Source organism: Bordetella saccharivorans (assembly GCF_045862855.1).
Lineage (GTDB): Bacteria > Pseudomonadota > Gammaproteobacteria > Burkholderiales > Burkholderiaceae_B > Bordetella_A > Bordetella_A petrii_F.
Map to the genome: position 1 here is coordinate 2999905 of NZ_BAAFZO010000001.1, position 14705 is coordinate 3014609.

The window sequence follows — 14705 nt, forward strand, 5'->3', positions numbered from 1 at the left end:
GCCGTCGGAATTCGGCCGCAAGCGCCGGGATGCCGGCACGGCGCTGCTGGCCTACAGTGGTTGTCACGGGCTCATTGCCCGCCTGAGGGAAGACAGCCATGAAACTGCACCTGAGCAAGATTGTGTCGCCCCTGGGCGACCTGCTGCTGGTCGTCGACGCAGCCGGGCGCGTGCGCGCCCTGGATTTTGCCGACCACCAGGCGCGCCTGCATCGCGGCCTGCGCGGCCATTACGGTTCCTACGAACTGGCCGAAGACGCGCCGCCGCCGGCGATCGCCGCCGCGCTGGCCGCCTATTTCGCCGGCCAGCTCGATGCGTTGCGCGATATTGCCACGGCTACTGGCGGCACCGCTTTCGAACGCCGCGTCTGGCAGGCCCTGCTCGACATTCCGCCCGGCCAGACCACCACCTACGGCCAGCTGGCGCGCGCGCTGGGGCTTGACGACCCGCGTGCCGCCATTGACGTGGGCGCGGCGGTCGGCGCCAACCCCATCGACCTGATCGTGCCGTGCCATCGGGTGATAGGCAGCAAGGGCGAGCTGAAAGGTTATGCCGGCGGGGCGCAGCGCAAGCGCTGGCTGCTCGAGCACGAGGGCGCCTGGCGCGAGGCGCCGGCGCGGGCCGAGACGGCGCGCCTGCCGGGCTTTTGAGAGTGCCGGTACCAAGCTGGGTTCAGAACGGGTTCACGGCGGGTGGCCGAACTGTGCCAGGGGGGTTCTTTAGGCGCCCGGGCCTGCCGGCGGGGCCGGGCTCGCAGGATCTCTGGTCGACGCGCCGGGGCTCGCTGTAGGTGTCAGACACCCCTGCGTTGCCTTTTGTGGCCGAGACGACGCGCGTGGGGTGTCTGACACCGGCATCGCGCGGAGGGCGCCTTCGCTTGTGAGCGCCGGCAGAAAGGCCGCTCAGAACAAGCTGATGATCCAGTCGAACAGCACGAGGGTGTCGTAGAGCAGTTGCATGTGCCTGGGTGTCCAGAAGTGCGCGGATACGCTTGCAAGGATTGTAAGCCCGCGCGCCTGCCGAAAGGCACGGGGGAGGGGGTTCCGCAACCTTGCGAGCGATCATGTAACAAACGGACAGCGACTTGCGAGGGGCGGCGGCTATTCTCCGTAGCGAGAAATTGCCACAAGAGGGCCCGCATGAAAAAGACATCGGTGCTGGGTATGTTCGCCGTCGCGGCCGCGCTGCTGGCGCCCGCCGCGATGGCCGACCCATGGAAAGACGAATCGGGGCATGGCGACCGCTACTATGGCGGTCATTACCACGGCGGCGACCACAAGGAAGAATACTGGGACGGCCACTGCAAGGTCGAACGCAAGTGGAAGGGCAACGGCGACTACAAGGAAGAGCGCAAGTGCAAGGCGCCCCGTTACCACCAGCCCGTTGTGGTGCCGGGCTATCCCGTCTATCCGGCCGAGCCGGGCATCGTCATCGAGGGCACGGCCGTGATTCGTTGAGCTGTGTCGGGTACAACAAGCCGAGCGTCGCTGTTGAGTAGTGGGAACTCCTAGGTATCTTCTGGCCTTGCCCGAGTACCTCGACGAAAATTCTCGTCATTTTTACAATACGCCAATGCATCGCGCACTATACCCGCAAGACGGTAGAGGTCCTCTGGTTTCTTGAGCAAAATTTGGCCATTGCGCCCAAGCTCCAAGCCGGCTCTTTGAGCTTCGAGCTGATGCGCTTCAGTGACCGGCTCAATGAATTGAATGGATGGATGGCGCTTGTCACCCCAAAACCTGAATAGCCATCGGTTCGACTTTCCATCCAAGATCACCGAAAAATAGGTTTCGGTGTCTCGCATCGATAGATTCTCTCCAGGGAGAATGTCTGCGCAGATTTCATGCAAGCGACGTTCTTCTGCAGTGGTGACAATTTTTTGGTTGTCAGGATCAATGACTGGTGCATCGTCGTCTGATACGACTTCAACGGGAGGAGCATCTGGCACTTGGTCTGTTCTCGACAGACTAACGGCCACCATGCTGCTGATTGACTGTGCAATTGCCTGCTTTACGATAGGCTGAATGCTCTCCAAGAATTTCCCGGTGAAGGTGCGTTGAATGCCTCCCCGGGCGGCTATATACCGCACGAAGTCAAGGTCGCAGTCTCGGAGTGCCGAGGTGATCGCTTCACGGCAAGAAGTTAGATAAATATTCTCCTCTGCAAGGGCACGCAGGGCGTCAGGCTCGAGGCGGTCATGATGAAAGCGCTGGAGATGGTCGGCGATGTCTGGCGAATCTGACTCGAAATCGACAACAAGGAACGGATCTCGATCCATGATGTTCCGATTGACTAGATCAGTGAAAAAGCGCCACTCACGACCGTTGGTGATAGCGGCTACCGCGACTTCCGGGGTGGCGTTGTAGTAGCGCGAAAGTTGGGGGCAGTGATTCGTCAGTTCCTGCGCGTGGGCCTTTGCTTCGATGAACAGGACTGGAATGCCGGCGCTGAACAATGCATAGTCGACACGTTCAGTCGCTTTCACACCTGGAAAATCGGCGCTGTACTCCGCTTTTACTTTGGTCGGGTCATATGGACTGAAGCCCAAGATATCAAGCAGTGGAAGGATCAGTGCCTGCTTTGTTGTTTCTTCAGTAGAGCAATGGCCACCCACTTTTTTTACGTGCTCTATGTGGGCGGCGATGCGTCTTTTGAAATCGTCCACGGATGTCTCCACACGAGTTAATGCGCAACTCAAGGTAAGGAGAAATACAAAAAGATGGTTAAGTCGTATTTAGTTACTTTGAGTATTCAAAACGTAAGATACCCTAGTTCGTGTGTTTTCTCATCTGGTCTTGCGTGACTGTTGAGCGTGGGCCACAAAATCGCACGTCATCCTTAAGTGTGCGCCTCAGCGACAAAGTCAGTGTCAATGAAAATAGTTCCAGCGCGGGGCGATCGCGACGTCAATGTTTTTGTCTTCGACGTTCCTTCTAATTCACGAACTTAGTGGGTTTCTTGGCGAGCGCTGCGCTGGACTACAGGAAGATGGTCAACGCAGACGGACCTACGGCTGTCTGCTCAAAGTGATCCTTTTAGGCATTTTATTGAGCTAATTCAGTCTCGAAATGCGCATTCAATGATCCTACAGTGGAGGCTCCTAATCACCTCCGCCCATAGGACCCACCGTGACCAACGCCGTCATTGAATGCATCTTGAGCCGTAGCGCGGCCAAGTACTACGACCCGGCCGCCGTTTTGAGCGATGACCAGATCCGCGAGCTGGTACGCATCGGCACCACCGCGCCCACCTCTTTCCACATGCAGAACTGGCGTTTTATCGCCGTCCGCACGCCCGAAGCCAAGGCGCGGCTGCTGCCGATCGCCTGGAACCAGCCCGCTATCACCGATGCGGCCGTGACATTCATCGTCTGCGGCGTACTGGCCGATTCCAGCGTCATCCCCGAGCGCCTGGCGCCGCTGGTGCAAGCGGGCGTCATGCCGGCGGCGATGGTGCCGGAATGGGAAAACCCCGCGCGCGGCCTGTATGCCGACAACCCGCAGCTTCAGCGCGACGAGGCCGTGCGCACTGGCACCTTCGGTGCGGCGGCAATGATCTATGCGGCCCGTTCGCTGGGCCTGGGATCGACGCCGATGATCGGTTTCGACGCCGATGCCGTAGCCAGCGAGTTCAGTCTGGCCGAGGACGAGGTGCCGGTCATGCTGCTGTCCATCGGGGCGGAACGTTCCGGCAACTGGGCCCAGAAGCCGCGCCGTCCCGTGGACGAAGTGCTGGACCTTATTTAACCCCTCAACCCCACTCGACAACCTAAGGGGAAATTCCATGACCAGAACCATCGCCCTCAAGCCGGAACAGCTGCCCGCCGAGTCGAAAGCGACTCTCGACGCATTCACCAGGAACCTCGGGTTCACCCCCAACATGATGGCGGCTTTTGCGCAGAGCCCGATTGCGTTCAACGCCTGGGCCACCTTGCTCGGCTCCTTGAGCAAGGCGCTCGACGTGAAGACGCGCGACAGCATCGGCCTGGCCGTGTCCGAAGTGAACGGTTGCGACTACTGCCTTGCGGTCCATAGCTATACGGCCCAGCACATGGCCCGGTTGCCGGCCGACGAGGTGGTGCTCGCGCGCAAGGGCCATGCCAATGATCCGAAGCGGGATGCCGCTATCCAGTTCGCCCGCAGGGTTATCGAGACCCGTGGCAAGGTCGGCGACACCGATCTGGCTGCTGTCCGCGATGCCGGCTACACGGATGCCAACATCATGGAGATTGTCGCGCTGGTGGCCATGTATTCCCTGACGAACTTCTTCAATAACGTGTTCGATACCGAGAAGGACTTTCCCGCCGTGGCGCCGGCTGGCGCGGTCTGAAAACAGTCCGGCTGCGCCGGGGCGCGGCGCGGCCGCTTATCCAGGAGTACGCAAGTGTTGCCCGATCATCCGATTTTCGCGCGCTGGCCGGCCCGGCATCCCGACCGGCTCCAGCTATTTTCCCTGCCCACGCCCAACGGCGTGAAGGTCGGCATCATGCTGGAGGAAACAGGCCTGGCCTATGAGGCGCACCGCATCGACATTGCGGCGAACGAGAGCCATGAGCCCGCGTTTCTCGCGCTCAATCCCAACGGCAAGATTCCGGCGATCTACGATCCCCACGGGCCGGGCGGCCGGCCGCTGGCCTTGTTCGAGTCTGGCGCGATCCTGATCTATCTCGCCGACAAGACGGGGCGGCTCCTATCCACCGATCCCGCCGCGCGCTACGAGACGATACAGTGGCTGATGTGGCAGATGGGCGGCGTCGGGCCGATGTTCGGCCAGGTCGGGTTCTTCAATAAGTTCGCCGGCAAGGAATATGCGGACAAGCGGCCCCTGGAACGATATGCGAGGGAATCGGCGCGGCTGCTCGGCGTGCTCGACGCCCGGCTGGCGGACCGGGACTGGGTGATGGACGACGGCTATAGCATCGCCGACATCTCGTTGCTGGGCTGGGTGCGCAACCTGATCGGGTTCTATGAAGCTGGGGAGATTGTCGGCTTCGACCGCTATAGGCACGTCCAGCGGTGGCTCGCGCAAGGTCTCGCGCGCCCGGGAGTGCAGCGCGGGCTGAAGGCGGCGGCCTAGGGCCCGGCCGGTCGCCGCGCAGCTACCATACGATCTGGAAGCACTCGAGCACGTGTTCATATGTCCGAAGTCGACTGGCTGAGCCATCTTCTGAAAATCATCACCGTCACGGGGCGGCTGGAAGTCCGCTGCGTCTACGGTGCGCCATGGCGCGTGGCCTGGCCCCGGTCCGAGGCGCACGAGATCCCGTACCACATCGTGCTCAAGGGCCGGGCCATCATCGAGCACCCAGACACCAGGACAGCCCGGGAACTCACGGACGGCGACATTGTGCTGCTGCCCAGCGGCTCGGCGCACGTACTGCACGATGGCAGCGGGCAACCGCCGGGGCGGGTCCACGACCGCCAGGGCGCCTGGGGATGGATGCTCAAGGAAAATGACGGGCAGGGCGAGCGCCTGGACATGTTGTGCGGGCGATTTTTCATCGAGCCGCCGCATGACCGGCTGATTCGCGACTATCTGCCCCCGAACCTGGTGGTGAAGGCGATGAACAGCGACGGCGGACCAGCCGCCGGGTCCGCCGCGAATCACCTCGCCAGCCTGGTAGGACTGATGCGGGCGGAATCGGCCAGCGGCCGGCTGGGGGGATATGCCATGCTCAATGCGCTCACCTCGGCGTTATTCGCCCTGGTGCTCCGCGCGGCCAGCGAATCCGAGCAGGCCCCGGCGGGCTTATTGGCGCTGGCGGGCCATTCGCGTCTTGCCCCGGCTATTTCGGCCATGCTTGCCGATCCGGCGCGGCCCTGGAGCCTGCCCGAGCTGGCCGGCTTGTGCAGTATGTCGCGCGCCACCTTCATGCGGCACTTCCAGGACAAGCTGGGGCGCTCGGCCATCGAGCTGCTCACCGATATCCGGATGAGCCTAGCCGCCAACGCGCTGAAGCAGCCGGGGCGGACCACCGAGGCCGTGGCCGAGTCGGTCGGGTATCAATCCGTGGCGGCATTCCGCCGGGTGTTCGCCGACAGGATGGGCATGACGCCGGGGCAATGGCGCAGGCTGCCGGGCGACGCGCAATAACGCGCCGGGCCCCAGCAAGAAAAAGCCCCGTAATTCGGTGAATTTACGGGGCTTTCGTATTGGTCAGGGCTTGCCTGGGCAAAAACTGGCGGAGAGGGTGGGATTCGAACCCACGGTACGGGGAAACCGTACGCCTGATTTCGAGTCAGGTACATTCGACCACTCTGCCACCTCTCCGGTGTCCGCTTTCCTTGCCGGATGATGCCACCCGGCGGGTACGCTGCCTGCGGCGCGGGGCGCCGTGGTCGCCTGGCAGACGTCCGGACCTCCGTTTCCGAAAAAACGAAGACCGCAACTATAGCAGAAAAAATCGCGACCTGTCTCGGCGCTGGGGCAGGGCGGGCGGCTGTCCCTGCCAGCCCGCGGCATCTCTGGCCGGCACGCTGGCGCCTCATGTCGGTGTCAGACACCCCCATGCCCGTCGTCTCGCCATGCAAGACCGTGCGCAGGGGTGCCTGACACCAACAAGCCCCTCCCCCGACAATTCAGCGGCGCAGCGCATGCCACCGCTGTAAGTCCAGGCCGGGGTTGGGGCGGGCCGGCCAGTTGGAGCGAGGGCAGCCCCCGTAGGGGGCCGAGGGCGCCTGATGGCGCGCCCGAGCCGAGCGACGTGGCCCGCCCGCCCCAACCCCGGCCTGGACGCCCTACGAACCTCCACGGCTCGCCTCAACAGAACACCAACCTCCCGGCACGACCGACGCCAACTCCGTAACGCCCGCGGCGGCTACACTTGAGCCCGGCCTTCCATCCCGGGCGCGGCCCGATCCCACACAGGAGAATTCGCATGCTCAAAGGAAAAGTCGCAGTCGTCACCGGCTCCACCAGCGGTATCGGCCTGGGCATCGCCACCGCGTTCGCCCAGCAGGGCGCCGACATCGTCTTGAACGGCTTCGGCGATGCCGCCGAGATCGAGAAAGTGCGGGCCGGCCTGGCCAGCGAGCATGGCGTGCAGGTGCTGTACGACGGCGCCGACCTGTCGCGTGGCGAGGCGGTGCGCCAGTTGATCGGCAACACCGTGCAGTCGCTGGGCCGCATCGACATCCTGGTCAACAACGCCGGCATCCAGCATACCGCGCTGATCGAGGACTTCCCGGTCGAGAAATGGGACGCCATCCTGGCGCTCAACCTCTCGGCGGTGTTCCACGGCTCGGCCGCCGCGCTGCCGCACATGAAGAAGCAGGGCTGGGGCCGCATCATCAACATCGCCTCGGCGCACGGCCTGGTGGGCTCGGCCAGCAAATCGGCCTACGTGGCGGCCAAGCACGGCGTGGTGGGTCTGACCAAGGTCACCGCGCTCGAAACCGCCGGCACCGGCGTCACCGCCAACGCCATCTGCCCGGGCTGGGTGCGCACCGCCCTGGTCGAGAAGCAGATCAGCGCCCTGGCCGGGCAACAGCAGGTCGACCAGGAGGCCGCCGCCCGCGAGCTGCTGAGCGAGAAGCAGCCGTCGCTGCAATTCGTGACCCCCGAACAACTGGGTGGCACGGCCGTGTTCCTGGCATCGGACGCCGCGGCCCAGATCACCGGCACCACGATCTCCGTCGACGGCGGCTGGACGGCGCGCTGATCCCGCATTCACGCACAGAAAACCAAGGAACCCCGCAACATGCTGTTCTTGCTTTCCCCCGCCAAGAAACTGGACTACGACACGCCGGTCCACATCGAGCACCATACCCAGCCGCTCTTCGTGGACCAGGCCGCCGCCCTGATCAAGGTGCTCAAAACCCTGTCGGCGTCCGACGTCGCCGAGCTGATGAGCCTGAGCCCGGCCCTGGCCGAACTCAACGTGGGGCGCTATGCCGCCTGGTCGCGCAAGTTCACCCAGCACAATGCCCGCCAGGCCGTGCTGGCGTTCAACGGCGACGTCTACGAGGGCCTGCAGGCCGGCACCCTGTCGGCCGCGCGGCTGGATTGGGCGCAGGAACACGTCGCCATCCTCAGCGGCCTGTACGGCGTGCTGCGGCCGCTCGACCTGATGCAGCCGTACCGGCTCGAAATGGGCACGCGCCTGGCCACTGCCAAGGGCAAGAACCTGTACGAATACTGGGGCAGCGCCATTGCCGATCACCTCAATGAACGGCTGGCCGGCAAGAGGTCGCCCATCGTGGTCAACCTGGCCTCGGAAGAGTATTTCAAGGCGGTCGACCAGAAGGTGCTGAAGGCACGTGTGGTGCAGTGCGTGTTCCAGGACTGGAAGAACGGCGCCTGGAAGGTGATCAGTTTCCATGCCAAGCGCGCGCGCGGCCTGATGGCGCGCTACGCCATCGAGCACAAGGTCGCCAGGCCCGAGGGCCTGCAGGGCTTCGACAGCGAGGGCTACGCCTACGACGCTTCGGCGTCGACGGCGGACAAGCTGGTGTTCCGTCGCAAGGCCTGACCGCCCGCCAACCATGCCCGCCGGCCTGCGCGTCTTCCTGTTCTTTTCGCTGGGATACCTGGTCTCGTACCTGTTCCGCGGCGTCAACATCGGCTTCGGCCCGTACCTGACCCAGGAACTGAACCTGTCGGCCGCCGACCTGGGCACGCTGACCAGCCTGTACTTCCTGGGATTCGCGCTGATGCAGATCCCGGCCGGGCTGTTCCTCGACACCTGGGGGCCGCGGCGCGTCAACGCGCTGATGCTGGTGGTGGCCGCGGCCGGCACGCTGGTGTATGGCCTGTCGGATTCGCTGGCGGGCCTGATGGCGGGGCGCCTGCTGATCGGCGCGGGCGTCTGCGTGTGCCTGGGGGCGGCCTTCCAGGCCCTGGCCCAGACCTTTCCGCTGGCGCGCCTGCCCATGATCAACGGGCTGGTCATGGCGGTTGGAGGGCTCGGCGGGGTGCTGGTCGGTTCGCCCTTGTCATGGCTGCTGGGACGCACCTCGTGGCAGGCTGTCAGCATCGGCCTGGCGTTCTTCACGCTGGCCGTCTCGGCGCTGATCTGGTTCGGCGCGCCGCGCGAGGCGGCCCGCCACCGTCATCCGCCCGGCCTGGCCGAGCAATGGCGCGGCACCTGCGCCTTGTTGCGCGACGGCCGCTATTGGCGGCTGGTCTCGCTGCCGGTCATGACCGGCGGGGCGTTCTACGGCGTGCAGTCGCTGTGGGTGCGGCCCTACCTGATCGAGGTCAACGGCTTCGACGCCGCGCACGCCGCCGCGCTGGTGTCGCTGCTGGGTTTCGCCATGATGGCCGGCAACGTGGGACTGGGCGCCATGGCTCGCCGCATGGAACGGCTGGGGCTGGGGCTGTATGGCTTCGGCGGCCTTTGCATGCTGCTGTTCCTGGCCACGCAGGCGCTGATCATGGCGCGCGCGCCGATCGCGCCGGAGGTGCTGTGGGCCTGCTATGGCGCGTTCGGCTCGGCCAACATCCTGGTCTATGCGCTGCTGGCCGGCGAGTTCCCGCCAGAACTGCTGGGCCGCGTCGCCTCCACCACCAACCTGCTGATGTTCCTGACCATCTTCCTGTGCCAGGTCGGCATCGGCTGGGTCGTCGACCTCTGGCCCCGGCAGGGCGGGGCGTATCCGCCCGCGGCGCATCTCTCGGCCTGGGGCGTGGTGCTGGCGCTGCAAGTGGCGGCGGCGGCCTGGTATTTCTGGCCGAAGCGCCGGCGCAATACGATGGTGTCGGACACCGGGGGCGCCTGAGAAGGGTGCCAGACACCCAAAGGGTGTCTGACGCCCGCTCAGGCCGCCGCCACCGCCGGACGGCCGCGCGGCGGGTCGGCGATGGCCGCCATTTCCTGGCGGATCTGCGTCGCGGCGCGCAGCATCTGCTTCAACGGATAGGCCAGCGCGGCCAGTTCGCCGCCGGTGTCGAACTGGCTGGGCAGCTCGGCCGGCGCCGGCCGGTTCTCGTCCAGCAGGTCGGCCATGCCGGCGAATGCCTGCTGCATCGACTCGGGCGGCTGCTTCAGGCCGGCCAGCAAGGGGATGGCCGCGGTAATCTGCGAGGCCATGATGTGATTCTGGATCAACAGGTTGTTGAACTCCGGCACATTGGCCTGGTGCGAGCGCGGTTCGCTCATCATCCGGTAGAAGGCCTCGGCGAAATTGCTGAAGGCGATGTGCACGTTCTTGCGCGCCAGCCGCCAGCCGATGTCGGCGTCCGCTACCGACAGTGTGTCGGCCGACGCCTGGGCCTCGAGCGACTGGGCCCGCACCGCCTCGGCATAGCGCAGGCCGGTGCGCAGGTACTCGCGGTTGGCGTTGACGGCGGCCCGCGCCAGCGACTTCATGTAGCGGGCTTCCCACCATGGCAGGACATAGCTGCACACCAGCGCGATGGCGCAGCCCAGCGCGGTGTCGAGGGCGCGCTCGCCGATCACTTCCATCGACACGGTGCCCGGCGCCACGAAGTGGAACACCATCACCACGAACAGCGTATTGAAGATCGCGCTGGCCATGTAATTGAGCTGCACCAGGCTGTTGCCCATGATGCACGCCACCAGCAATACGGCGAACAGCGCCGCCGGGCGCTGCGTGAAGTGGAACAGCAGCAGCGCCAGCAGGCAGCCGATCAGCGTGCCCATCAGGCGCCAGCCGTTGCGCTGGCGGGTCAGGGCGAAGCCGGGCTTCATGATGATGATGATGGTCAGCAGCACCCAGTAGCTGTGCGCGGTCGCGAATTGCGCGCCCATGAACTGGCCGGTTACGCCCAGGGCGATGGCGGCGGCCAGCGCCACGCGCATCGCATAGCGGAAGTAGGGCGAATCCAGCCGCAGGTTGCTGGTCAGCATGCCCAGGCGCAATTCCTGGCGCGACATGAAGCGGGTCAGCGACTTGTCGATGCGCAGTTCGCTGGTGGGCTGCGCATCCGGCCGGGCCGCGGTGTGGTCGGCCAGCTTGCCGACGATGCGCGCGGCGTTGCGCAGCCGCCGCAGCACCTGCACGATCAGCGCGAGCATTTCCGGCTCGCGCTCGCCCATGCCATCGCGCTTGAACTGCTCGATCTCGTATTCGATGGCGCGCAGTTCCGCCTTGGTGCTGCTGCGGTACTGCACGTGCCGACCGCGCGAGACATCCAGCGCGATGCGGTTGAGTTCCAGCGACATCTTGGTCAGCGCGTCGCGCATGAACATGAGGCAATCATGGCCCGCCAGCGCCCGGCGCAGCGAAGCGTAGTCGGTGTGGGTCGCCACCAGCGTGTCCAGCAGCTGCAGCATGTCCACGAACATGTTCCACAGCATGACGCGCTCCCGGTCGCGGTAGCCGTGGCCGCGCGGCAGGGTTCGCAGCACGATGTCGCGCGCGGCCTGGTGACGCTCGGTCATGATCGATTGCGACTGGATCAGCGCCCGGTAGGTGTCGTCCAGATCGGTGGTCTCGTCGTAGAAGCGGCTGCGCGCCGCCATGTAGTCGGCGGTGGCGAACAGCGCCACGGACATCGCCTGGCGTTCCTCGCGCAGCCAGAAGATGCGGCTGAACCCCAGGCTGAAGGCCAGGTAGAACAGGGCGCCGCCCAGCGTGGCCGCCGAGTGCGCCAGCACCTGGCTGGGCGCCAGCGGCGAGTGCATGGTCAGGGTCATGATCAGCAGGCCGGCAAAGCCGATCAGGCCGCCGCGCTTGCCGAACACCGAGAACATCGAGAACAGGAAGCACTGGCCGATCACCGCCAGCCACAGCAGCACGGGGTAGGTGGACGCGGCGCCGGTGATGGTGACCGTGGTGGTGGCCAGCAGCGCCCCGCCCAGCATCTCGTTGGTGCGGTGCCGCTGCGGCCCGCCCGGCTGGTCGATGATGGCCAGGCATTGGGCCCCGAACGTGGCCACCAGGCCGAAGCTGTACTCGCCGAACAGTCCGCCCAGCACCAGCACCGGCAGCAGCATGCCCACGCCTTGTCGCACGCCGCCGAAGAAGTAGTGGCTGTAGAGAAAACGCGGAATGCTGTCAATGCGCAAATCCATGGACGGGGCAGCTTTTGAAGGGCGACCGGACAAGTATAGAAAGATGCGCGGGTTTTGGGGGCCGGATCGGCCCCGGCAGCCGATTTGCTCCCGATGCCGCAACGCGGTAAATTTGCTGCCTTGCGCCGGCCTGCCTATCCGATGCCGGCGCCCAGGCAAGCGCGCCGCCCGGGCTACATTCCGGGTGCTGCGCCCCAGCAATTACTGCCGTTGGCCGCGCCACAAGCGTGTGTTGCCAAGGCTTCCATTTCGACCTCCAGCGTCCCCCAGGGGCGTTTGCGCTGCGTTCCCGACGAACGCGTGCCGGGTCGGCAGGGTGTCCGGGTGGCGTGGCTCCGTGAGCCACAAAGCGCCGGGTCATGTTGCCGGTACCGGTCCGGGTTCAGTTGCCGCCGTATCCGGGCGTGCAACGGTCAGGAAAACAGGGCCGGTACTGAAAGGAATACAACATGGAAACCATAGGCGCCGATATCGTCGTGCGCTGCCTGGCCGATGAGGGCGTCGAGCACGTCTTCGGCTACCCTGGCGGCGCGGTGCTGTACATCTACGACGCGATTTTCAAGCAAGACAAGTTCCAGCACATCCTGGTGCGTCACGAGCAGGCTGCCGTGCACGCGGCCGATGCCTATTCGCGCGCCTCCCAGAAGGTCGGCGTGTGCATCGTCACCAGCGGGCCGGGCGTCACCAATGCCGTCACCGGCATCGCCACCGCCTACATGGACTCGATCCCGCTGGTCATCATCAGCGGCCAGGTGCCCACGGCGGCCATCGGCGAGGACGCGTTCCAGGAATGCGACACCGTCGGCATCACCCGGCCGTGCGTCAAGCACAACTTCCTGGTGCGCGACGTCAAGGACCTGGCCGAGACCATGCGGCGGGCGTTCTACATCGCCCGCACCGGCCGTCCCGGCCCGGTGCTGGTCGACATCCCCAAGGACGTCAGCCTGGCGCCCTGCAAGTACGCGCCGCCCAAGGGCGAAATCGCCATGCGCTCGTACGCGCCGGTCAACAAGGGTCACCAGGGCCAGATCAAGAAAGCCGTGCAGATGCTGCTGGCCGCCGAGCGCCCCATGATCTACGCCGGCGGCGGGGTCATCCTGTCCGACGCGGCTGCCGAACTGCGCCGCGTGGTCGAGCAGCTCGGCGCGCCCTGCACCAACACCCTGATGGGGTTGGGCGGGCTGGCCGGCACCAGCCGCCAGTTCGTCGGCATGCCGGGCATGCACGGCACCTACGAGGCCAACATGGCCATGCAGCACTGCGACGTGCTGCTGGCGGTGGGCGCGCGCTTCGACGACCGCGTCATCGGCAACCCGCGCCACTTCGCGCAGAACGCGCGCAAGATCATCCACATCGACATCGATCCTTCGTCCATCTCCAAGCGCGTGCGGGTCGACGTGCCGATCGTCGGCAACGTCAAGGACGTCCTGGCCGATCTCAGCGCGCAGTACGACATCGCGCGCGCCGACGCCAAGCCGGCGCCGCTGGACAAATGGTGGCAGCAGATCGACACCTGGCGCGCCAAGGAATGCCTGAAGTACGCCAATTCGGACGAAGTCATCAAGCCGCAGTACGTGGTGGAAAAGCTCTGGGAAGTGACCGGCGGCGACGCCTTCGTCACCTCCGACGTGGGCCAGCACCAGATGTGGGCCGCGCAGTACTACAAGTTCGACAAGCCGCGCCGCTGGATCAATTCCGGCGGCCTGGGCACCATGGGCGTGGGCCTGCCGTACGCCATGGGCGTGCAGATGGCCAATCCGGGCGCGGACATCGCCGTCATCACCGGCGAGGCGTCCATCCAGATGAACATCCAGGAACTGTCCACCTGCCACCAGTACCACCTGACGCCCAAGATCATCTGCCTGAACAACCGCTTCCTCGGCATGGTCCGGCAATGGCAGCAGATCGACTACGGCTCGCGCTATTCCGAGTCGTACATGGATTCGCTGCCCGACTTCGTCAAGGTGGCGGAGGCCTACGGCCACGTGGGCCTGCGCATCGAGCGCCCGGCCGACGTCGAGCCGGCGCTGCGCGAAGCATTCAAGAAGCACAAGGATCGCCTGGTCTTCCTGGACTTCATCACCGACCGCACCGAGAACGTGTGGCCCATGGTGAAGGCCGGCCGCGGGCTGACCGAGATGCTGCTCGGCTCTGAAGACCTGTAAGGAGGGCGATCATGAAACACGTGATTTCCGTGCTCATGGAAAACGAACCCGGCGCGCTCTCGCGCGTGGTCGGGCTGTTCTCGGCGCGCGGCTACAACATCGAGACCCTGACGGTCGCACCCACCGAAGACGCCACCCTGTCGCGCCTGACCGTGGTCACGGTCGGGTCGGACGAAGTCATCGAGCAGATCACCAAGCACTTGAACCGCCTGGTGGACGTGGTCAAGGTGGTCGACCTCACCGAAGGCGCGCACATCGAGCGCGAGCTCATGCTCATCAAGGTGCGCGCGGTCGGCAAGGAGCGCGAGGAAATGAAGCGCATGGCCGACATCTTCCGCGGCCGCATCATCGATGTCACCGACAAGTCCTACACGATCGAGCTGACCGGCGTGCAGGAAAAGATCCAGGCGTTCATCGACGCCCTGGACCGCAGCGCCATCCTGGAAACCGTGCGCACCGGCGTGTCCGGCATCGGGCGCGGCGAACGGATCCTGAAAATCTGATCGACCCGTCCGGGCGTCACCCTATCAACATCAAGCTGAATCAAATAAATCCGGAGCACA

General features: G+C 65.1%; 13 protein-coding genes and 1 tRNA gene. 11 read left to right on the forward strand and 3 right to left on the reverse strand.

Annotated features, from left to right (window positions below; translation table 11 throughout):
* Positions 1 to 98: 98 nt before the first annotated feature.
* Positions 99 to 650, forward strand: a complete 552-nt coding sequence (locus ACKTT0_RS14355; protein ID WP_407850532.1) for a methylated-DNA--[protein]-cysteine S-methyltransferase — start codon at positions 99 to 101, stop codon at positions 648 to 650.
* Positions 651 to 1139: 489 nt separating this feature from the next.
* Entirely contained in the window at positions 1140 to 1457 is a 318-nt protein-coding gene (locus ACKTT0_RS14360; protein WP_407850533.1) for a hypothetical protein, read from the forward strand.
* 50 nt (positions 1458 to 1507) lie between these two features.
* Here ACKTT0_RS14360 and ACKTT0_RS14365 read toward each other — a convergent pair whose 3' ends face one another.
* The gene (locus tag ACKTT0_RS14365; RefSeq protein ID WP_407850534.1) at positions 1508 to 2665 is read right to left on the reverse strand and encodes a type I restriction endonuclease; all 1158 of its coding nucleotides are present in this window, start codon (positions 2663 to 2665) and stop codon (positions 1508 to 1510) included.
* A 463-nt stretch (positions 2666 to 3128) separates the two neighbouring features.
* On the opposite strand from ACKTT0_RS14365, the gene ACKTT0_RS14370 reads away from it, so the two are divergent.
* The 4 genes from ACKTT0_RS14370 to ACKTT0_RS14385 are packed head-to-tail and all read left to right on the forward strand — an operon-like array spanning position 3129 to position 6093.
* On the forward strand, positions 3129 to 3746 hold the full coding sequence (locus ACKTT0_RS14370) for a nitroreductase family protein (RefSeq protein WP_407850535.1): 618 nt from the start codon (positions 3129 to 3131) through the stop codon (positions 3744 to 3746).
* 37 nt (positions 3747 to 3783) lie between these two features.
* Positions 3784 to 4329 (forward strand): carboxymuconolactone decarboxylase family protein, encoded by a 546-nt coding sequence (locus tag ACKTT0_RS14375; RefSeq protein ID WP_407850536.1) that lies wholly within the window; start codon positions 3784 to 3786, stop codon positions 4327 to 4329.
* Positions 4330 to 4383: 54 nt separating this feature from the next.
* Positions 4384 to 5076, forward strand: a complete 693-nt coding sequence (locus ACKTT0_RS14380; RefSeq protein WP_407850537.1) for a glutathione S-transferase N-terminal domain-containing protein — start codon at positions 4384 to 4386, stop codon at positions 5074 to 5076.
* A gap of 60 nt (positions 5077 to 5136) precedes the next feature.
* The gene (locus tag ACKTT0_RS14385; protein ID WP_407850538.1) at positions 5137 to 6093 is read left to right on the forward strand and encodes an AraC family transcriptional regulator; all 957 of its coding nucleotides are present in this window, start codon (positions 5137 to 5139) and stop codon (positions 6091 to 6093) included.
* Positions 6094 to 6179: 86 nt separating this feature from the next.
* Here the strand turns inward: ACKTT0_RS14385 and ACKTT0_RS14390 are convergent.
* Positions 6180 to 6270: transfer RNA gene (locus tag ACKTT0_RS14390), tRNA-Ser, on the reverse strand.
* Between the two features lie 607 nt (positions 6271 to 6877).
* On the opposite strand from ACKTT0_RS14390, the gene ACKTT0_RS14395 reads away from it, so the two are divergent.
* The 3 genes from ACKTT0_RS14395 to ACKTT0_RS14405 are packed head-to-tail and all read left to right on the forward strand — an operon-like array spanning position 6878 to position 9719.
* Complete coding sequence (locus tag ACKTT0_RS14395) at positions 6878 to 7660, forward strand: 3-hydroxybutyrate dehydrogenase (RefSeq protein WP_407850539.1); 783 nt, start codon at positions 6878 to 6880, stop codon at positions 7658 to 7660.
* A gap of 39 nt (positions 7661 to 7699) precedes the next feature.
* Positions 7700 to 8470, forward strand: a complete 771-nt coding sequence (gene yaaA, locus ACKTT0_RS14400) for a peroxide stress protein YaaA (protein WP_407850540.1) — start codon at positions 7700 to 7702, stop codon at positions 8468 to 8470.
* A gap of 13 nt (positions 8471 to 8483) precedes the next feature.
* Entirely contained in the window at positions 8484 to 9719 is a 1236-nt protein-coding gene (locus ACKTT0_RS14405; protein ID WP_407850541.1) for an MFS transporter, read from the forward strand.
* A gap of 38 nt (positions 9720 to 9757) precedes the next feature.
* On the opposite strand, the gene ACKTT0_RS14410 is transcribed toward ACKTT0_RS14405, so the two are convergent.
* Positions 9758 to 11977 (reverse strand): FUSC family protein, encoded by a 2220-nt coding sequence (locus ACKTT0_RS14410; protein WP_407850542.1) that lies wholly within the window; start codon positions 11975 to 11977, stop codon positions 9758 to 9760.
* Positions 11978 to 12426: 449 nt separating this feature from the next.
* Between ACKTT0_RS14410 and ACKTT0_RS14415 the strand changes: the two genes are divergently transcribed.
* Together ACKTT0_RS14415 and ilvN are read left to right on the forward strand one after the other, a co-directional pair.
* On the forward strand, positions 12427 to 14142 hold the full coding sequence (locus ACKTT0_RS14415) for an acetolactate synthase 3 catalytic subunit (RefSeq protein ID WP_407850543.1): 1716 nt from the start codon (positions 12427 to 12429) through the stop codon (positions 14140 to 14142).
* Positions 14143 to 14153: 11 nt separating this feature from the next.
* The gene (gene ilvN / locus ACKTT0_RS14420; RefSeq protein ID WP_407850544.1) at positions 14154 to 14645 is read left to right on the forward strand and encodes an acetolactate synthase small subunit; all 492 of its coding nucleotides are present in this window, start codon (positions 14154 to 14156) and stop codon (positions 14643 to 14645) included.
* Positions 14646 to 14705: the final 60 nt, after the last annotated feature.

Coding starts and splice junctions, on each gene's coding strand:
- ACKTT0_RS14405 (WP_407850541.1), top strand. CDS start 8,484: ATGCCCGCCGGCCTGCGCGTCTTCCTGTTCTTTTCGCTGGGATACCTG.
- ACKTT0_RS14395 (WP_407850539.1), top strand. CDS start 6,878: ATGCTCAAAGGAAAAGTCGCAGTCGTCACCGGCTCCACCAGCGGTATC.
- ACKTT0_RS14410 (WP_407850542.1), bottom strand. CDS start 11,977: ATGGATTTGCGCATTGACAGCATTCCGCGTTTTCTCTACAGCCACTAC.
- ACKTT0_RS14385 (WP_407850538.1), top strand. CDS start 5,137: ATGTCCGAAGTCGACTGGCTGAGCCATCTTCTGAAAATCATCACCGTC.
- ilvN (WP_407850544.1), top strand. CDS start 14,154: ATGAAACACGTGATTTCCGTGCTCATGGAAAACGAACCCGGCGCGCTC.
- ACKTT0_RS14355 (WP_407850532.1), top strand. CDS start 99: ATGAAACTGCACCTGAGCAAGATTGTGTCGCCCCTGGGCGACCTGCTG.
- ACKTT0_RS14360 (WP_407850533.1), top strand. CDS start 1,140: ATGAAAAAGACATCGGTGCTGGGTATGTTCGCCGTCGCGGCCGCGCTG.
- ACKTT0_RS14415 (WP_407850543.1), top strand. CDS start 12,427: ATGGAAACCATAGGCGCCGATATCGTCGTGCGCTGCCTGGCCGATGAG.
- ACKTT0_RS14375 (WP_407850536.1), top strand. CDS start 3,784: ATGACCAGAACCATCGCCCTCAAGCCGGAACAGCTGCCCGCCGAGTCG.
- yaaA (WP_407850540.1), top strand. CDS start 7,700: ATGCTGTTCTTGCTTTCCCCCGCCAAGAAACTGGACTACGACACGCCG.